Origin of the sequence: Exiguobacterium artemiae 255-15, assembly GCF_000019905.1 — a bacterium.
Taxonomy (GTDB): Bacteria; Bacillota; Bacilli; order Exiguobacteriales; family Exiguobacteriaceae; genus Exiguobacterium_A; species Exiguobacterium_A artemiae.
Map to the genome: position 1 here is coordinate 72,545 of NC_010556.1, position 20,163 is coordinate 92,707.

11 protein-coding genes, 6 tRNA genes and 5 rRNA genes are annotated in these 20,163 nt (G+C 51.3%); all 22 read left to right on the top strand.

The features are described 5' to 3' along the window. The first annotated feature begins 3 nt into the window (after positions 1–3). Entirely contained in the window at positions 4–930 is a 927-nt protein-coding gene (hslO, locus tag EXIG_RS00400; protein WP_012368967.1) for an Hsp33 family molecular chaperone HslO, read from the top strand. A gap of 12 nt (positions 931–942) precedes the next feature. Beyond that, the gene (locus EXIG_RS00405) at positions 943–1,254 is read left to right on the top strand and encodes a SurA N-terminal domain-containing protein (RefSeq protein WP_012368968.1); all 312 of its coding nucleotides are present in this window, start codon (positions 943–945) and stop codon (positions 1,252–1,254) included. Positions 1,255–1,333: 79 nt separating this feature from the next. Next, the gene (gene cysK / locus EXIG_RS00410) at positions 1,334–2,281 is read left to right on the top strand and encodes a cysteine synthase A (RefSeq protein ID WP_012368969.1); all 948 of its coding nucleotides are present in this window, start codon (positions 1,334–1,336) and stop codon (positions 2,279–2,281) included. 137 nt (positions 2,282–2,418) lie between these two features. After that, the gene (locus tag EXIG_RS00415; RefSeq protein ID WP_012368970.1) at positions 2,419–3,807 is read left to right on the top strand and encodes an anthranilate synthase component I family protein; all 1,389 of its coding nucleotides are present in this window, start codon (positions 2,419–2,421) and stop codon (positions 3,805–3,807) included. Next, positions 3,804–4,385, top strand: a complete 582-nt coding sequence (locus EXIG_RS00420; RefSeq protein WP_012368971.1) for an anthranilate synthase component II — start codon at positions 3,804–3,806, stop codon at positions 4,383–4,385. Before EXIG_RS00415 ends, EXIG_RS00420 begins: the two co-directional genes overlap by 4 nt. Continuing rightward, a complete protein-coding gene (locus EXIG_RS00425; RefSeq protein ID WP_012368972.1) occupies positions 4,369–5,208 on the top strand; it encodes an aminotransferase class IV in 840 nt (279 codons plus the stop codon). Before EXIG_RS00420 ends, EXIG_RS00425 begins: the two co-directional genes overlap by 17 nt. Beyond that, positions 5,205–5,996, top strand: a complete 792-nt coding sequence (folP, locus tag EXIG_RS00430) for a dihydropteroate synthase (protein ID WP_012368973.1) — start codon at positions 5,205–5,207, stop codon at positions 5,994–5,996. Before EXIG_RS00425 ends, folP begins: the two co-directional genes overlap by 4 nt. A 2-nt stretch (positions 5,997–5,998) precedes the next feature. Next, positions 5,999–6,370, top strand: a complete 372-nt coding sequence (gene folB / locus EXIG_RS00435; protein WP_012368974.1) for a dihydroneopterin aldolase — start codon at positions 5,999–6,001, stop codon at positions 6,368–6,370. Next, complete coding sequence (gene folK / locus EXIG_RS00440; protein WP_012368975.1) at positions 6,367–6,858, top strand: 2-amino-4-hydroxy-6-hydroxymethyldihydropteridine diphosphokinase; 492 nt, start codon at positions 6,367–6,369, stop codon at positions 6,856–6,858. Before folB ends, folK begins: the two co-directional genes overlap by 4 nt. A 33-nt stretch (positions 6,859–6,891) precedes the next feature. Further along, complete coding sequence (gene dusB, locus EXIG_RS00445) at positions 6,892–7,887, top strand: tRNA dihydrouridine synthase DusB (RefSeq protein ID WP_041261775.1); 996 nt, start codon at positions 6,892–6,894, stop codon at positions 7,885–7,887. 166 nt (positions 7,888–8,053) lie between these two features. Then, positions 8,054–9,535: a lysine--tRNA ligase gene (gene lysS / locus EXIG_RS00450; protein WP_147269823.1), complete on the top strand. Its 1,482-nt coding sequence runs from the start codon at positions 8,054–8,056 to the stop codon at positions 9,533–9,535. Between the two features lie 398 nt (positions 9,536–9,933). Beyond that, positions 9,934–11,495 (top strand): 16S ribosomal RNA (locus tag EXIG_RS00455). Positions 11,496–11,663: 168 nt separating this feature from the next. Continuing rightward, positions 11,664–14,578 (top strand): 23S ribosomal RNA (locus tag EXIG_RS00460). Between the two features lie 93 nt (positions 14,579–14,671). Then, a 5S ribosomal RNA gene (rrf, locus tag EXIG_RS00465) occupies positions 14,672–14,787 on the top strand. A gap of 9 nt (positions 14,788–14,796) precedes the next feature. After that, positions 14,797–14,872: transfer RNA gene (locus tag EXIG_RS00470), tRNA-Val, on the top strand. Between the two features lie 16 nt (positions 14,873–14,888). After that, positions 14,889–14,964, top strand: a tRNA-Thr gene (locus EXIG_RS00475). Between the two features lie 61 nt (positions 14,965–15,025). Continuing rightward, positions 15,026–15,112 (top strand) — tRNA-Leu (locus EXIG_RS00480). Between the two features lie 30 nt (positions 15,113–15,142). Beyond that, positions 15,143–15,216 (top strand) — tRNA-Arg (locus tag EXIG_RS00485). A 5-nt stretch (positions 15,217–15,221) separates the two neighbouring features. Then, positions 15,222–15,298: transfer RNA gene (locus EXIG_RS00490), tRNA-Pro, on the top strand. Positions 15,299–15,319: 21 nt separating this feature from the next. Beyond that, positions 15,320–15,395, top strand: a tRNA-Ala gene (locus tag EXIG_RS00495). Positions 15,396–15,517: 122 nt separating this feature from the next. Next, positions 15,518–17,079: ribosomal RNA gene (locus EXIG_RS00500) — 16S ribosomal RNA — on the top strand. A 168-nt stretch (positions 17,080–17,247) separates the two neighbouring features. Next, positions 17,248–20,162: ribosomal RNA gene (locus tag EXIG_RS00505) — 23S ribosomal RNA — on the top strand. The 16S, 23S and 5S rRNA genes sit together here with 6 tRNA genes alongside, the layout of an rRNA operon. Position 20,163: the final 1 nt, after the last annotated feature.

Below are 20,163 nucleotides of genomic sequence, written 5' to 3' on the forward strand. Positions count from 1 at the left end.
ATAATGAAACGTGAAGAATTATTGGCACAACTAAAAGATGACTACTTGGTCAGAGCACTAGGATTTAACGGTGAAGTCCGTGCTTTTGCAATCCGTTCGACAAAAACGGTATATGAAGCACAACTCCGTCATCAGACGACACCTGTCGTCACGGCGGCACTCGGTCGGACATTGACGATCGGCGCCATGATGGGAACGATGCAAAAAGGGGATACCCGCGTCACATTAAAAGTCGAAGGTGATGGTCCAATCGGAAAAATCATCGTTGATGCCGATGCAAAAGGACAAGTTCGCGGATACGTCAGCCATCCGCGTGTCGAGATGGATACGTACGTCAATGGTGACGGTCTGACGAAATTAAAAGTCGGCGACGCTGTTGGTCGCGGAAATATCTCGGTTATCAAAGACTTAGGTCTCCGTGATTTCGTCGGTGGACAGTCGCCGATTCAAACCGGTGAAATCAGCGAAGACTTTACGTATTACTTCGCCGTCTCCGAGCAAAGTCCGTCGGTCGTCGGAGCAGGTGTCCTCGTGTATCCGGAAGATGAATCAGTCATTGCAGCAGGCGGTCTGATTGTTCAATTGATGCCGGGTGCATCGGAAGAAACGATTGCGGCACTCGAACAACGTGTGGCAGCACTCAAACCGATCTCGATTTTGGTCGGTGAAGAAAAAACACCGGAAGAAATGTTGAGCCTGGTTCTCGGTGAATCATTTGAGATCCTTGATACGATTCCGGTTGCTTTCAACTGTACGTGCGAGCGTGAAAAATTAGCAACGGCTATCGTGGCACTCGGGCCGGATGAGATCCAAGCGATGATTGACGAAGATGGCGGCGCGGAAGCGGTTTGTCACTTCTGTTCGGAACATTACCAATACGATGTCGAAGAATTACAATCGCTTCGTGAAAAATCACTCGAAAGAGCATAAGAGGGTCTGAAGATGGGAACTGTAAACTCTAAGTACTTGTGGATGTTGATTTTTATTTTGTTGCTGACGAATTTTATGACGGGTGCCTATGCATTCATGGGCGAATTGCCGAAAGTCGATTCACCGAAGATCGTTCAGGACAGTATCGGCGGACCGCTTGAGGATGTCGTCGCGACGGTCGGAGATGAAGAGATTACACGTGCCGATCTGTATCAGACGATGCGTAAGGGTCATGAAAAAGAAACCCTTGACCGTCTGATTCGGGAAGCAGTCGAAAAACAGTCGGAAAACGGATCAAAGCCGACAGTAAAGCGCTTTGATTGACAATGTTCATCCAGTCCGTGGATAATTGATCTATCGGATTACTTGGAATTAAAGCTTTTCATTATGAGGAGGAATGGTCATGCGCATTGCGAATTCAGTATTGGATTTAGTCGGCCGCACGCCGATTGTTAAATTAAATCATTTGACAGGACCGGAAGATGCGGACGTGTATTTGAAATTGGAATATATGAATCCGGGGTCAAGCGTCAAAGACCGGATCGCTTTAGCGATGATCGAATCGGCAGAATCAGCGGGTCATTTAAAAGCAGGCGATACCATCATTGAGCCGACAAGTGGAAACACGGGAATCGGACTCGCAATGGTCGCTGCTGCTAAAGGATACCGTTCGATTCTTGTCATGCCGGAAACGATGAGCATGGAACGTCGAACTCTACTTCGTGCGTACGGTGCGGAGTTGATTTTAACAGCCGGCCCGGAAGGAATGAAGGGTGCGATTGCTCGAGCGACGGCAGAAGCGGAAGAACATGGTTATTTCATGCCGCAACAGTTCAATAATGAATCAAACCCTGTTGTTCATGAAAAGACGACTGGACCGGAAATCGTTGAAGCATTTGAAGGATTGACACTTGATGCGTTCATCGCCGGTATCGGTACGGGCGGTACGATCACAGGGGCGGGAAAAGTATTGCGCGAGGCTTTCCCGGGCATCGAAATCATTGCGGTTGAACCAACCGATTCTCCTGTTCTTTCAGGCGGAAAACCGGGACCGCATAAACTGCAGGGAATCGGAGCCGGATTTGTCCCGTCGATTCTCGATACGCAGATTTACGACAGCGTCGAGCAGGTGACGACGGAAGAAGCGTTTGATCATGCCCGTCGTGCAGCGAAATCGAACGGAGTTCTCGGAGGTATTTCTTCCGGTGCTGCGATTGCGGCTGCTTTAAAAACAGCGAAGCGTCTCGGCAAAGGAAAAACGGTTCTGGCGATCATCCCGTCAAACGGAGAACGTTATCTCAGTACGCCACTGTATCAAGTGGAAGAAGAGACGGACAGTTCGAAACTGTAAACTTTTGAAGCAAGAGGTTCATTCCGATTTAAAGGAATGGACCTCTTTTTATATGTAATCGGCAAGTGACTTATGCCCGCCTGTCTGATTTTTTGCGTATAATGAGAGCAGAATAGTTCGGAAGTGGAGGAACGCTAGTGCGACAGACAGTATACGAATCATTTACATGGACAAAGGAACAGTTTTATAACCGGTACGTTGAACGGACAGCCGGACAGACAGGTCATATCTGGCTTGAGAGTGGACGAATCGGATCCTATACGATGGCAGGCGTCCGGCCGGTCGGTCACATCCGGACAAAAAACGGTAGAACGATCATTCAAGAAGCCGGACAAGAAAAACAATATACCGATGCTCCATTTACATTGCTCGAAGAGATTCGTGCGCGCTATGCATCGGCTCGTCCGGAAGGGATGCCGCCATTTTTTGGAGGATTAGCCGGATATGTCAGTTACGATGCCGTTCGTTATCTTGAACGGTTGCCGGAACAGGCAGAGGATGATTTGGCAACAGCCGATCTTTCGCTTTACTGGTATGATGAGGTCGCCGTATTTGATCATCAGACAGAACGATTGTTTATAGCTGTCACACGGGAAACGGAGGCGGAAGCGACGCTTGCTTTGGCGGCAGAAGTTTCATCGTGGCGTCAGTCGAGTCCGGCTCCGATGTTCGCAGCACCGGAAGAAAAAACGGCTGAACGGGGACGTTCATTCGAAAGGTCCGCCTTCATGCAGGCAGCTGACCGGATCAAACAATATATTGAAGCGGGAGATGTCTTTCAAGTGAACCTTGCCGTCCGCCAACAGGAACCGTTGCGGACAACACCCGCTCATATTTATGATGTATTGCGAACGATCAACCCGTCTCCGTATATGGGTTACTTTGCAGATAAAGAATTGGTACTCGTTTCAGCATCGCCGGAGTTACTAGTCGAAAAAATCGGTCTGTCACTCGCGACCCGTCCGATTGCCGGAACCCGGCCGCGCGGACAAAATGAGGAAGAAGACCTGGCGTTAGCGAAAACGTTACTCGACAATGAGAAGGAACGGGCGGAGCATGTCATGCTCGTCGATCTCGAGCGAAACGATTTAGGGCGTGTCAGCCGCTACGGTTCCGTCCATGTTGACGAATTGATGGTCATCGAAAAATACTCCCACGTCCAGCACATCGTCTCAAACGTCCGGGGAGAGATTGCCGCAGATGAAACCGGCAGCAGTGTCCTGGCTGCGATGTTCCCGGGAGGTACGATTACGGGAGCACCTAAAATCCGGACGATGGAGATCATTGAAGAGCTTGAGCCTGTTCGCCGCGGCATCTATACAGGAGCCCTCGGTTTTATCAGCTGGGCGGACGATGTAATTTTCAATATCTTGATTCGGACGCTTGTCGCGAAAGATGGTATGGCCTATATTCAGGCAGGTGCTGGCATCGTAACCGACTCCGACTCGGAAAGTGAATATGAAGAGTCGCTCAGTAAAGCAAAAGCACTCTGGGTCGCAAAAGAAATGGCGGAGGGAACGACATGATTGTATTAATCGATAACTATGATTCATTTACGTATAACGTGGTTCAATATTTCGGCGAACTCGGACAAGACATCCGGGTGTTTCGGAATGATGCCATCACGATTGAAGAAATCGAACAACTGGCACCGGATCATTTAGTCATTTCACCGGGACCGTGTACACCGAATGAAGCAGGCATCAGTCTCGAGGCAATCCGTTATTTCGCAGGTCGGATTCCGATTCTTGGGATCTGTCTCGGTCATCAGGCGATTGGCCAAGTCTTCGGAGGAAAAGTCGTCCGTGCCAAAACGCTGATGCATGGAAAAGTCTCCTTGTTGACGCATGACGGGTCGGGTATGTTCAGCGGAATCGAACAACAGACACCCGTGACACGGTATCATTCGTTGGTCGTCGAACGGGAGAGTTTTCCGGATATCTTGACGATGACGGCAGAAGCAGACGGCGAAGTCATGGCTTTGCGTCATAAGGAATGGCCGATCGTCGGTGTCCAGTTCCATCCGGAAGCGATTTTGACGCGGGACGGGAAACAGATGTTAAAAAACTTTTTGGAGTTGACACACTATGTATCTTTGGCATGATGGGAACGTGAAACGGGAAGAAGAAATCCGGATTTCACCGTTTGATCATGGTTATCTCTATGGAATGGGTGTATTTGAAACGTTTCGTACTTACGAGGGACATCCTTTTTTATTTGATGACCATATCGAACGGCTCCAGATGAGTTGTGCAGCAATCGGTATTCAATTGCCGTACGGGCGTGAACAGTTACTCCGGGCAGTAGAGGATCTTTATCGTGTGTATGAAGAACAGGATCTGTATATCCGGTTGAACGTTTCTGGTGGAGCACGGGACATCGGACTGTCGAGTGAACCGTATGCGGAACCGACTGTCCTGTTGTACGCAAAACCAATCGGACAGAGACAGCCGGCAGAACGGGCACTCGAGACGGTGCGTCTTGCCCGCAGTACGCCGGAAACCAGCTATCGGCTCAAGTCGCATCACTATATGAACAATCTTGTGGCGAAACGTCATTTGTTTAATCAAGAAGCAGAAGGGCTGTTTCTGACGAAAGAAGGCTTTATCTGTGAAGGATTGACGTCCAATATTTTTTGGCGGTACGGCAACCAATGGTATACACCGCCGCTTGAGACAGGGGCGCTGAACGGGATTACCCGTCAATTCATCATGGAACAGGTCCCGGTGGAAGAGCGGCTTGCGCTGTTGCCGCAATTAATAGAGGCGGATGAAATCCTTTGTACGAACTCCATTCAGGAAGTCATTGCCGTTTCGTCACTGGATGGGCGGACTTTCCCGGGTTTGACGGGTCAAGGTTATCAATCCATTCGGACGTTGTTTGATCAAGTGGTCCAAACGAAATGGTCAAGGAGGAAACAAGGATGACGAAAATCATGGGCATTTTAAACGTGACACCGGATTCGTTTTCCGATGGTGGAAACTATGTCGATCTCGAACAGGCGGTCCGGCATGCGAAGCAACTCGTAGCGGACGGAGCAGATGCAATCGATGTAGGAGGAGAATCAACAAGACCGGGGGCAGTGTTCGTATCCGCGGCAGAAGAAATCGAGCGGGTCGTTCCCGTCATCCGTCGGTTGAAGCGGGAACTGGATGTTTTAGTATCGATTGATACGTATAAACCGGATGTCGCGGAAGCGGCTGTTCGTGCAGGTGCCGACATTATTAACGATGTCTGGGGATCAAAGTGGGGTGACTGTTCAATGGTTAACGTTGCGGCACACTACGATGTCCCGATTATTTTGATGCATAACCGTTTAGAACCGCACGGGCCAGATATGCTGGCGGAGGTCCGGGCTGATCTCGAAGATTCGATTCGTTTAGCGAAGCAGGCCGGCGTTTCCGAAAATCAGATTTGGCTTGATCCCGGGATTGGCTTCATGAAAACCCATCAGGAAAACTTATTTTTGATGCGCCACTTGTCGATTACGACCGATTTCGGTTATCCGGTCCTGCTCGGGACGTCGCGCAAGTCGATGATTGGTTTGACGCTCGGATTACCGGCAGACCAACGCGTCGAAGGAACAATCGCGACAGTATGTTACGGTATCCAACAAGGATGTGAATGGATGCGAGTGCACGATGTCAAAGCAGTTAAGCGAGCCGCTGTCATGATGGATGCGATGTTGGAAACGGAATTAACGGGAGGGGAATGAAGATGGATCGAATCGAAGTGACAGGGATGCGTTTTTACGGATACCATGGTGTGTTTGCGGAAGAGACGAAGCTCGGTCAGCGCTTCAATGTGGATTTATCAATTGGCCTTGATTTGTTGCGTGCCGGTCAAACCGATGATTTACGGGAAAGTGTGAATTATGCTGAATTATACGAAGTGACAAAGCAGGTTGTCGAAGGAACGCCGTTGCAATTGGTCGAAGCCTTGGCGAATCGGATTGCGGAACAGGTTTTGGCACTCGATAACCGGATTCTTGAAACGACCGTCAAAGTCATCAAACCGGATCCGCCGATTGCCGGACATTATGAACATGTCGCGGTTGAAATCCACCGGAAGCGGGCGGATTACTTATGAATCGTGCCTACATCGCGTTAGGATCAAATATTGGAGATAAGGCGGGTCATCTCCGGGCGGCGATTGAGGCCATGCGTTCGCTTGCGACGACGCATGCTTTACGTCCTTCTTCTGTTTACGAAACAGCTCCTGTCGGGTACGTGGATCAGGATCTTTTTTACAACATGGTCGTAGAGCTCGATACGACAGAACCGGCAGATCGTTTATTACAAGCGTTACAACGGATCGAACAACAGGAGGGACGGAAACGGTTGTTTAAAAACGGACCACGGACACTTGATTTGGACATCATTTTGTATAATGATGAAACAATTCAAGCAGATGGGCTGACCGTCCCGCATCCCAGAATGCAGGACCGTGCGTTTGTACTGGCGCCGTTGCGTGAATTGACTCCTTCTTACGTCGTACCCGGTTTGAAGCAAACGGTCGAGGAGTTATATCGGGCATTGCCGGAAGCGGAGCGCACCGACGTACGACGGATTGAGTAAGTGTTGTTTCAGGAAGAGGAAGGGAAGAGAATGATGACAGGTTTTAAAATAGGTGACGTCGAACTGAATAACCGTGTCATTTTAGCACCGATGGCGGGTGTCTGTAATCCTGCGTTTCGTTTGATCGCAAAAGAATTCGGGGCAGGTCTCGTCTGTGCAGAAATGGTCAGTGATAAGGGAATCCTCTACGAAAACGAACGGACAATGCAAATGCTGTATGTGGACGATCGGGAAAAACCGCTCAGTTTGCAGATTTACGGCGGATCAAAAGAAACGTTGGTTCAAGCGGCTCAATATGTCGATGCGAATACGAATGCAGACATCATCGACATCAATATGGGGTGTCCTGTTCCAAAAGTGACGAAGTGTGACGCGGGTGCCAAGTGGTTGCTTGATCCGGATAAAGTCTATGAGATGGTTCATGCCGTATCACAAGCGGTGGATAAACCCGTTACGGTGAAGATGCGAACCGGCTGGGACAGCCACCATATTTATTGTGTTGATAATGTCCGCGCTGCGGAAGCGGGAGGGGCGAAGGCGGTCGCTATTCACGGCCGGACCCGGTCGCAGAAGTATGAAGGCGTCGCCGATTGGAATATCATCGGTGAAGCAAAACGGGCCGTGACTATTCCGATCATCGGAAACGGTGATGTTCAAACCCCGCAAGACGCGAAACGGATGATTGATGAAATCGGGGTGGACGGTGTCATGATCGGGCGAGCGGCACTCGGAAATCCGTGGATGTTGTATCAGACGATTCAATATTTGGAATCGGGTACCCTGTCGGTCGAGCCGACGCCACGTGAGAAAATTGATATTTGCCTGTTACATGCCGAACGTCTTGTCGCACTTAAAGGAGAAGACCTCGCGGTACGGGAAATGCGGACTCATGTCGCCTGGTATTTAAAAGGATTAAGCGGCAACGGGCATGTGCGCAAAGCCTTATTCGATACGAATACCCACACAGGACTGCAAAAGTTGCTGCATGAGTATGTTGAAACATTGGAAATGAATGCCGTACATGCGTGACAGGTAAAGTATAGTCGGACTTACCGGTTTTATGGTACGCTAATGCCATTGAAGATGAGCGAATCGGTTTTGCTAGGAGCTGTCGGTCATACCGGCAGCTTTTTCATCGAAGAAGTAAAAACCATCGTGAACCATTATAAAAGGAGTGAAGACAGTGAGTCAGGACATGGAAATGAACGATCAAATGCAGGTGCGTCTCGGTAAGATGAACGCCATGCGTGAACAAGGACTCGATCCGTTTGGTGCCCGTTTCGAACGTACAACAGATACGACGAGTATTCGTGCCGCTTACGGCGAACATGAAAAAGAAGAATTGGCAGAGCTGAAGCCGGACGTCTCAATCGCGGGTCGCGTCATGACGACACGCCGTAAAGGGAAAGTTGGCTTTACAAACGTCCAGGACGTCAATGGTCAAATCCAACTGTATGTACGTAAAGACGATGTTGGCGAAGAAGCGTACGAAATCTATAAAACATGTGACTTAGGTGATATCGTCGGAATCAGCGGTTACGTGTTCAAAACGAATGTCGGGGAACTGTCTGTTCACGTCACGTCGTTTACATTACTGACGAAAGCATTGCGTCCGCTTCCGGATAAATATCACGGATTAAAAGACGTCGAACAACGCTACCGTCAGCGTTACCTGGATTTGATCACGAATACAGAATCACGGGAAACATTTATTGCACGCAGTAAAGTCATTCGCGGCATTCGTCAGTATCTCGACAGCCTCGGATACTTGGAAGTCGAAACACCGATGTTGCATACGATTGCAGGTGGCGCTTCGGCACGTCCGTTTATCACGCATCATAACGCACTGGATATGACGCTTTACATGCGGATCGCGATTGAGTTACATCTCAAACGTTTGATTGTCGGTGGACTTGAAAAAGTTTACGAAATCGGCCGCGTCTTCCGGAATGAAGGAATCTCGACGCGTCATAACCCTGAGTTTACAATGATTGAGTTATATGAAGCCTATGCAGACTATAACGACATCATGAATCTGACGGAAAACTTGATTGCCCACGTCGCTCAAGAAGTACTTGGCACAACACAAGTCACTTACGGTGAAGATGTGATTGATCTGTCTGTCGGATGGAAACGGGCACACATGGCGGATCTCGTTAAAGAAGCAACGGGTGTTGATTTCTTTGAAGAGATTTCAAAAGAACGTGCACATGAACTCGCACATGAACATGGCGTTGAAGTACAAGCCCATATGACGACAGGACATATTCTCAATGAATTCTTCGAGCAGAAAATCGAAGAGTCGTTGGTTCAACCGACATTCGTCTATGGTCATCCGGTTGAAATTTCACCGCTTGCGAAGAAGAATCCGGAAGATCCTCGCTTTACGGATCGATTTGAATTGTTCATCGTTCGCCGGGAACATGCCAATGCCTTTACGGAATTGAACGATCCAATCGACCAACGTGAACGTTTCGAAGCCCAGCTTGTCGAAAAAGAAGCAGGGAATGATGAAGCGCATGAAATGGACAATGATTTCATTGAAGCGCTTGAGTACGGTATGCCGCCGACAGGAGGTCTTGGTATCGGAATCGACCGTCTTGTCATGTTGTTGACAAACGCTCCTTCGATTCGTGATGTCTTGCTCTTCCCGACAATGCGTCACCAGCAAAACTAATTAAGATCAGACTCTCCGCTTTCTTTATAGAAGGAAGTGGAGAGTTTTCTTCATTGGTGGCCACTAGAATTCCCGGTGGAAAAGCATGAGTATTCTTAAGCTGAAACGGGAATAATAACTTTTTAAATGTTTTTCTGATAAAACACTTGTACAAATAAAAACTCCATGGTATATTACTTCTTGTGCCGCAAATGGTTGTGACACACCGAAAAAAATATCGAAAAAAGTTGTTGACAATTGTGTTGGTAACTTGGTAAGATATTAAAGTCGCTGAAAACGACATGACGAACTTTGAAAACTGAACGATGAGGCAAAAAACGTATCTTCGGATACAAACAATGAATGAAGCGCAAGCTTCGTCAACGTGACTTCGGTCACACAACGAGCAAGTCAAACACTTTATGGAGAGTTTGATCCTGGCTCAGGACGAACGCTGGCGGCGTGCCTAATACATGCAAGTCGAGCGCAGGAAGCTCACGGAACTCTTCGGAGGGAAGTGAAGGGAATGAGCGGCGGACGGGTGAGTAACACGTAAGGAACCTGCCCCAAGGATTGGGATAACTCCGAGAAATCGGAGCTAATACCGAATAGTTCTTCAGACCGCATGGTCTGATGATGAAAGGCGCTCCGGCGTCACCTTGGGATGGCCTTGCGGTGCATTAGCTAGTTGGTGGGGTAATGGCCCACCAAGGCGACGATGCATAGCCGACCTGAGAGGGTGATCGGCCACACTGGGACTGAGACACGGCCCAGACTCCTACGGGAGGCAGCAGTAGGGAATCTTCCACAATGGACGAAAGTCTGATGGAGCAACGCCGCGTGAGTGATGAAGGTTTTCGGATCGTAAAACTCTGTTGTAAGGGAAGAACAAGTACGAGAGGGAATGCTCGTACCTTGACGGTACCTTGCGAGAAAGCCACGGCTAACTACGTGCCAGCAGCCGCGGTAATACGTAGGTGGCAAGCGTTGTCCGGAATTATTGGGCGTAAAGCGCGCGCAGGCGGCCTTTTAAGTCTGATGTGAAAGCCCCCGGCTCAACCGGGGAGGGTCATTGGAAACTGGAAGGCTTGAGTACAGAAGAGAAGAGTGGAATTCCATGTGTAGCGGTGAAATGCGTAGAGATGTGGAGGAACACCAGTGGCGAAGGCGACTCTTTGGTCTGTAACTGACGCTGAGGCGCGAAAGCGTGGGGAGCAAACAGGATTAGATACCCTGGTAGTCCACGCCGTAAACGATGAGTGCTAGGTGTTGGGGGGTTTCCGCCCCTCAGTGCTGAAGCTAACGCATTAAGCACTCCGCCTGGGGAGTACGGCCGCAAGGCTGAAACTCAAAGGAATTGACGGGGACCCGCACAAGCGGTGGAGCATGTGGTTTAATTCGAAGCAACGCGAAGAACCTTACCAACTCTTGACATCCCCTTGACCGCTTGAGAGATCAAGTTTTCCCTTCGGGGACAAGGGTGACAGGTGGTGCATGGTTGTCGTCAGCTCGTGTCGTGAGATGTTGGGTTAAGTCCCGCAACGAGCGCAACCCCTATCCTTAGTTGCCAGCATTTAGTTGGGCACTCTAGGGAGACTGCCGGTGACAAACCGGAGGAAGGTGGGGATGACGTCAAATCATCATGCCCCTTATGAGTTGGGCTACACACGTGCTACAATGGACGGTACAAAGGGCAGCGAGACCGCGAGGTGGAGCCAATCCCAGAAAGCCGTTCCCAGTTCGGATTGCAGGCTGCAACTCGCCTGCATGAAGTCGGAATCGCTAGTAATCGCAGGTCAGCATACTGCGGTGAATACGTTCCCGGGTCTTGTACACACCGCCCGTCACACCACGAGAGTTTGCAACACCCGAAGCCGGTGAGGTAACCGCAAGGAGCCAGCCGTCGAAGGTGGGGTAGATGATTGGGGTGAAGTCGTAACAAGGTAGCCGTATCGGAAGGTGCGGCTGGATCACCTCCTTTCTAAGGAAAACGTCCCGTACGGGACATGCCCATCGTTCAGTTTTGAGAGCTCGTCTCTCAACGTCTCGATAGAGACACTCGCACCTTGAAAACTGAAGACATCAACAAGACATCAAACTTTTTATAACCATGTCATTAGACGTGTGTTCTTAGAATACCAAAATGCTAGATCAAGGTATGAAGGGCGTACGGTGGATGCCTTGGCACTAGGAGCCGATGAAGGACGCGACGAACAGCGATATGCTTCGGGGAGCAGTAAGTATGCTTTGATCCGAGGATTTCCGAATGGGGGAACCCACCATCCGTAATGGGATGGGACATGTTACATGAATACATAGTGTAGCGTGAGGCAGACCCGGGGAACTGAAACATCTAAGTACCCGGAGGAAGAGAAAGCAAATGCGATTCCCTGAGTAGCGGCGAGCGAAACGGGAACAGCCCAAACCGGAGAGCATGCTCTCCGGGGTTGTAGGACACTCTATACGGAGTCAAAAAGGAAGACAGTAGGTGAACGACCTGGAAAGGTCGGCCGAAGAAGGTGACAGCCCTGTAGCTGAAACTGTTTTCCCTCCAGAGTGGATCCTGAGTACGGCGGGACACGTGAAACCCCGTCGGAATCCGGGAGGACCATCTCCCAAGGCTAAATACTCCCTAGTGACCGATAGTGAACCAGTACCGTGAGGGAAAGGTGAAAAGCACCCCGGAAGGGGAGTGAAATAGATCCTGAAACCGTATGCCTACAAGTAGTCAGAGCCCGTTAATGGGTGATGGCGTGCCTTTTGTAGAATGAACCGGCGAGTTACGATAGCGCGCGAGGTTAAGCTGATGAGGCGGAGCCGTAGCGAAAGCGAGTCTGAATAGGGCGCCATAGTGCGTTGTCGTAGACCCGAAACCAGGTGATCTACCCATGTCCAGGATGAAGGTCAGGTAACACTGACTGGAGGTCCGAACCCACGCACGTTGAAAAGTGCGGGGATGAGGTGTGGGTAGCGGTGAAATGCCAATCGAACCTGGAGATAGCTGGTTCTCCCCGAAATAGCTTTAGGGCTAGCCTCGAGGTTGAGAGTTCCGGAGGTAGAGCACTGATTGGACTAGGGGCCCCCACAGGGTTACCGAATTCAGTTAAACTCCGAATGCCGGCAACTTATACTCGGGAGTCAGACTGCGAGTGATAAGATCCGTAGTCAAGAGGGAAACAGCCCAGACCGCCAGCTAAGGTCCCAAAGTGTATGTTAAGTGGAAAAGGATGTGGCGCTGCCTAGACAGCTAGGATGTTGGCTTAGAAGCAGCCACCATTCAAAGAGTGCGTAATAGCTCACTAGTCGAGTGGCGCCGCGCCGAAAATGTAACGGGGCTAAACATACCACCGAAGCTGCGGATTCCGTAAGGAATGGTAGGGGAGCGTTCCAAACCGCTGTGAAGCTGTACCGGAAGGAGCAGTGGAGCGTTTGGAAGTGAGAATGCCGGTGTGAGTAGCGAAAAGAGGGGTGAGAATCCCCTCCGTCGAAAGCCCAAGGTTTCCTGAGGAAGGCTCGTCCGCTCAGGGTTAGTCTGGACCTAAGCCGAGGCCGAAAGGCGTAGGCGATGGATAACAGGTTGATATTCCTGTACCACCGATCCACCGTTTGAACAATGGGGGGACGCAGGAGGATAGTGACGCATGCGGATGGAAGTGCATGTGTAAGTTTCGAGACCGTCTGATTGGCAAATCCGTCAGGCACCAAAGTCGAGGAACGATGCGGAGTCCCCTAGGGACGAAGGTCACGATTTCACACTGCCAAGAAAAGCCTCTAGTGAGGTGGAAGGTGCCAGTACCGTAAACCGACACAGGTAGGCGGGATGAGAATTCTAAGACGCGCGGGATAACTCTCGTTAAGGAACTCGGCAAAATGGTCCCGTAACTTCGGGAGAAGGGACGCTCTACATGAGTAGAGCCGCAGTGAATAGGCCCAAACGACTGTTTAGCAAAAACACAGGTCTCTGCTAAATCGCAAGATGACGTATAGGGGCTGACGCCTGCCCGGTGCTGGAAGGTTAAGGGGATGGGTTAGCGCAAGCGAAGCTTTGAACCGAAGCCCCAGTAAACGGCGGCCGTAACTATAACGGTCCTAAGGTAGCGAAATTCCTTGTCGGGTAAGTTCCGACCCGCACGAAAGGCGTAACGATTTGGGCACTGTCTCAACGAGAGACCCGGTGAAATCATAGTACCTGTGAAGATGCAGGTTACCCGCGACAGGACGGAAAGACCCCATGGAGCTTTACTACAGCCTGATATTGAGGCTTTGTGCATGATGTACAGGATAGGCGGGAGACGTCGAGACCGGAGCGCCAGCTTCGGAGGAGTCACCCTTGGGATACCGCCCTTCATGCATAGAGTCTCTAACTCGCAGCCGTCATCCGGCTGGAGGACCGTGTCAGGCGGGTAGTTTGACTGGGGCGGTCGCCTCCTAAACAGTAACGGAGGCGCCCAAAGGTTCCCTCAGAATGGTTGGAAATCATTCGTAGAGCGCAAAGGCAGAAGGGAGCTTGACTGCGAGACCTACAAGTCGAGCAGGGACGAAAGTCGGGCTTAGTGATCCGGTGGTTCCGCATGGAAGGGCCATCGCTCAACGGATAAAAGCTACCCTGGGGATAACAGGCTGATCTCCCCCAAGAGTCCACATCGACGGGGAGGTTTGGCACCTCGATGTCGGCTCATCGCATCCTGGGGCTGGAGTAGGTCCCAAGGGTTGGGCTGTTCGCCCATTAAAGCGGTACGCGAGCTGGGTTCAGAACGTCGTGAGACAGTTCGGTCCCTATCCGTCGTGGGCGCAGGAAATTTGAGGAGAGCTGTCCTTAGTACGAGAGGACCGGGATGGACGCACCGCTGGTGTACCAGTTGTTCCGCCAGGAGCATCGCTGGGTAGCTACGTGCGGACGGGATAAATGCTGAAAGCATCTAAGCATGAAGCCCCCTCCAAGATGAGATTTCCCTTTGAGTAATCAAGAAAGACCCCTCAGAGACGATGAGGTAGATAGGTCACGGGTGGAAGCATGGCGACATGCGGAGCTGAGTGATACTAATCGGTCGAGGCCTTGTTCTAGCAGATGCATTGTTGATGACTTCAGTTTTGAGGGCGCGAGCCTTTCAAAAAAATGCTTGACGTTATGGAAACATAATGTTAAGATAATAGATGTCTGGTGGCGATAGCCAAGTGGTCACACCCGTTCCCATGCCGAACACGGAAGTTAAGCACTTGAACGCCGAAAGTAGTTGGGGGCTTCCCCCTGTGAGGATAGGACGCTGCCAGGCGATACATATGGAGGATTAGCTCAGCTGGGAGAGCATCTGCCTTACAAGCAGAGGGTCGGCGGTTCGATCCCGTCATCCTCCACCATTTTTTTATTACACTTGCCGGTGTAGCTCAGCTGGTAGAGCAACTGACTTGTAATCAGTAGGTCGCGGGTTCGACTCCTGTTGCCGGCACCATTTTCACCTTAAATTTAATCATCAACCTTGAAAAAGTGTAGATGCTACCTTTTAACACCCTGCCGGGGTGGCGGAACTGGTAGACGCACAGGACTTAAAATCCTGCGGGGGTTTCCCCGTGCCGGTTCGATTCCGGCCCTCGGTACCATTTAAATTTAACTGTTTGATTAATTACCCCGCACCCTTAGCTCAGCTGGATAGAGTACTTGACTACGAATCAAGGGGTCGGGAGTTCGAATCTCTCAGGGTGCACTTTTCGGGAAGTAGCTCAGCTTGGTAGAGCACTTGGTTTGGGACCAAGGGGTCGCAGGTTCGAATCCTGTCTTCCCGACCATCTTCAATTTAATCCCTTAATGGGGCCTTAGCTCAGCTGGGAGAGCGCCTGCCTTGCACGCAGGAGGTCAGCGGTTCGATCCCGCTAGGCTCCACCATTTTTATGACGAACTTTGAAAACTGAACGATGAGGCAAAAAACGTATCTTCGGATACAAACAATGAATGAAGCGCAAGCTTCGTCAACGTGACTTCGGTCACACAACGAGCAAGTCAAACACTTTATGGAGAGTTTGATCCTGGCTCAGGACGAACGCTGGCGGCGTGCCTAATACATGCAAGTCGAGCGCAGGAAGCTCACGGAACTCTTCGGAGGGAAGTGAAGGGAATGAGCGGCGGACGGGTGAGTAACACGTAAGGAACCTGCCCCAAGGATTGGGATAACTCCGAGAAATCGGAGCTAATACCGAATAGTTCTTCAGACCGCATGGTCTGATGATGAAAGGCGCTCCGGCGTCACCTTGGGATGGCCTTGCGGTGCATTAGCTAGTTGGTGGGGTAATGGCCCACCAAGGCGACGATGCATAGCCGACCTGAGAGGGTGATCGGCCACACTGGGACTGAGACACGGCCCAGACTCCTACGGGAGGCAGCAGTAGGGAATCTTCCACAATGGACGAAAGTCTGATGGAGCAACGCCGCGTGAGTGATGAAGGTTTTCGGATCGTAAAACTCTGTTGTAAGGGAAGAACAAGTACGAGAGGGAATGCTCGTACCTTGACGGTACCTTGCGAGAAAGCCACGGCTAACTACGTGCCAGCAGCCGCGGTAATACGTAGGTGGCAAGCGTTGTCCGGAATTATTGGGCGTAAAGCGCGCGCAGGCGGCCTTTTAAGTCTGATGTGAAAGCCCCCGGCTCAACCGGGGAGGGTCATTGGAAACTGGAAGGCTTGAGTACAGAAGAGAAGAGTGGAATTCCATGTGTAGCGGTGAAATGCGTAGAGATGTGGAGGAACACCAGTGGCGAAGGCGACTCTTTGGTCTGTAACTGACGCTGAGGCGCGAAAGCGTGGGGAGCAAACAGGATTAGATACCCTGGTAGTCCACGCCGTAAACGATGAGTGCTAGGTGTTGGGGGGTTTCCGCCCCTCAGTGCTGAAGCTAACGCATTAAGCACTCCGCCTGGGGAGTACGGCCGCAAGGCTGAAACTCAAAGGAATTGACGGGGACCCGCACAAGCGGTGGAGCATGTGGTTTAATTCGAAGCAACGCGAAGAACCTTACCAACTCTTGACATCCCCTTGACCGCTTGAGAGATCAAGTTTTCCCTTCGGGGACAAGGGTGACAGGTGGTGCATGGTTGTCGTCAGCTCGTGTCGTGAGATGTTGGGTTAAGTCCCGCAACGAGCGCAACCCCTATCCTTAGTTGCCAGCATTTAGTTGGGCACTCTAGGGAGACTGCCGGTGACAAACCGGAGGAAGGTGGGGATGACGTCAAATCATCATGCCCCTTATGAGTTGGGCTACACACGTGCTACAATGGACGGTACAAAGGGCAGCGAGACCGCGAGGTGGAGCCAATCCCAGAAAGCCGTTCCCAGTTCGGATTGCAGGCTGCAACTCGCCTGCATGAAGTCGGAATCGCTAGTAATCGCAGGTCAGCATACTGCGGTGAATACGTTCCCGGGTCTTGTACACACCGCCCGTCACACCACGAGAGTTTGCAACACCCGAAGCCGGTGAGGTAACCGCAAGGAGCCAGCCGTCGAAGGTGGGGTAGATGATTGGGGTGAAGTCGTAACAAGGTAGCCGTATCGGAAGGTGCGGCTGGATCACCTCCTTTCTAAGGAAAACGTCCCTTACGGGACATGCCCATCGTTCAGTTTTGAGAGCTCGTCTCTCAACGTCTCGATAGAGACACTCGCACCTTGAAAACTGAAGACATCAACAAGACATCAAACTTTTTATAACCATGTCATTAGACGTGTGTTCTTAGAATACCAAAATGCTAGATCAAGGTATGAAGGGCGTACGGTGGATGCCTTGGCACTAGGAGCCGATGAAGGACGCGACGAACAGCGATATGCTTCGGGGAGCAGTAAGTATGCTTTGATCCGAGGATTTCCGAATGGGGGAACCCACCATCCGTAATGGGATGGGACATGTTACATGAATACATAGTGTAGCGTGAGGCAGACCCGGGGAACTGAAACATCTAAGTACCCGGAGGAAGAGAAAGCAAATGCGATTCCCTGAGTAGCGGCGAGCGAAACGGGAACAGCCCAAACCGGAGAGCATGCTCTCCGGGGTTGTAGGACACTCTATACGGAGTCAAAAAGGAAGACAGTAGGTGAACGACCTGGAAAGGTCGGCCGAAGAAGGTGACAGCCCTGTAGCTGAAACTGTTTTCCCTCCAGAGTGGATCCTGAGTACGGCGGGACACGTGAAACCCCGTCGGAATCCGGGAGGACCATCTCCCAAGGCTAAATACTCCCTAGTGACCGATAGTGAACCAGTACCGTGAGGGAAAGGTGAAAAGCACCCCGGAAGGGGAGTGAAATAGATCCTGAAACCGTATGCCTACAAGTAGTCAGAGCCCGTTAATGGGTGATGGCGTGCCTTTTGTAGAATGAACCGGCGAGTTACGATAGCGCGCGAGGTTAAGCTGATGAGGCGGAGCCGTAGCGAAAGCGAGTCTGAATAGGGCGCCATAGTGCGTTGTCGTAGACCCGAAACCAGGTGATCTACCCATGTCCAGGATGAAGGTCAGGTAACACTGACTGGAGGTCCGAACCCACGCACGTTGAAAAGTGCGGGGATGAGGTGTGGGTAGCGGTGAAATGCCAATCGAACCTGGAGATAGCTGGTTCTCCCCGAAATAGCTTTAGGGCTAGCCTCGAGGTTGAGAGTTCCGGAGGTAGAGCACTGATTGGACTAGGGGCCCCCACAGGGTTACCGAATTCAGTTAAACTCCGAATGCCGGCAACTTATACTCGGGAGTCAGACTGCGAGTGATAAGATCCGTAGTCAAGAGGGAAACAGCCCAGACCGCCAGCTAAGGTCCCAAAGTGTATGTTAAGTGGAAAAGGATGTGGCGCTGCCTAGACAGCTAGGATGTTGGCTTAGAAGCAGCCACCATTCAAAGAGTGCGTAATAGCTCACTAGTCGAGTGGCGCCGCGCCGAAAATGTAACGGGGCTAAACATACCACCGAAGCTGCGGATTCCGTAAGGAATGGTAGGGGAGCGTTCCAAACCGCTGTGAAGCTGTACCGGAAGGAGCAGTGGAGCGTTTGGAAGTGAGAATGCCGGTGTGAGTAGCGAAAAGAGGGGTGAGAATCCCCTCCGTCGAAAGCCCAAGGTTTCCTGAGGAAGGCTCGTCCGCTCAGGGTTAGTCTGGACCTAAGCCGAGGCCGAAAGGCGTAGGCGATGGATAACAGGTTGATATTCCTGTACCACCGATCCACCGTTTGAACAATGGGGGGACGCAGGAGGATAGTGACGCATGCGGATGGAAGTGCATGTGTAAGTTTCGAGACCGTCTGATTGGCAAATCCGTCAGGCACCAAAGTCGAGGAACGATGCGGAGTCCCCTAGGGACGAAGGTCACGATTTCACACTGCCAAGAAAAGCCTCTAGTGAGGTGGAAGGTGCCAGTACCGTAAACCGACACAGGTAGGCGGGATGAGAATTCTAAGACGCGCGGGATAACTCTCGTTAAGGAACTCGGCAAAATGGTCCCGTAACTTCGGGAGAAGGGACGCTCTACATGAGTAGAGCCGCAGTGAATAGGCCCAAACGACTGTTTAGCAAAAACACAGGTCTCTGCTAAATCGCAAGATGACGTATAGGGGCTGACGCCTGCCCGGTGCTGGAAGGTTAAGGGGATGGGTTAGCGCAAGCGAAGCTTTGAACCGAAGCCCCAGTAAACGGCGGCCGTAACTATAACGGTCCTAAGGTAGCGAAATTCCTTGTCGGGTAAGTTCCGACCCGCACGAAAGGCGTAACGATTTGGGCACTGTCTCAACGAGAGACCCGGTGAAATCATAGTACCTGTGAAGATGCAGGTTACCCGCGACAGGACGGAAAGACCCCATGGAGCTTTACTACAGCCTGATATTGAGGCTTTGTGCATGATGTACAGGATAGGCGGGAGACGTCGAGACCGGAGCGCCAGCTTCGGAGGAGTCACCCTTGGGATACCGCCCTTCATGCATAGAGTCTCTAACTCGCAGCCGTCATCCGGCTGGAGGACCGTGTCAGGCGGGTAGTTTGACTGGGGCGGTCGCCTCCTAAACAGTAACGGAGGCGCCCAAAGGTTCCCTCAGAATGGTTGGAAATCATTCGTAGAGCGCAAAGGCAGAAGGGAGCTTGACTGCGAGACCTACAAGTCGAGCAGGGACGAAAGTCGGGCTTAGTGATCCGGTGGTTCCGCATGGAAGGGCCATCGCTCAACGGATAAAAGCTACCCTGGGGATAACAGGCTGATCTCCCCCAAGAGTCCACATCGACGGGGAGGTTTGGCACCTCGATGTCGGCTCATCGCATCCTGGGGCTGGAGTAGGTCCCAAGGGTTGGGCTGTTCGCCCATTAAAGCGGTACGCGAGCTGGGTTCAGAACGTCGTGAGACAGTTCGGTCCCTATCCGTCGTGGGCGCAGGAAATTTGAGGAGAGCTGTCCTTAGTACGAGAGGACCGGGATGGACGCACCGCTGGTGTACCAGTTGTTCCGCCAGGAGCATCGCTGGGTAGCTACGTGCGGACGGGATAAATGCTGAAAGCATCTAAGCATGAAGCCCCCTCCAAGATGAGATTTCCCTTTGAGTAATCAAGAAAGACCCCTCAGAGACGATGAGGTAGATAGGTCACGGGTGGAAGCATGGCGACATGCGGAGCTGAGTGATACTAATCGGTCGAGGCCTTGTTCTAG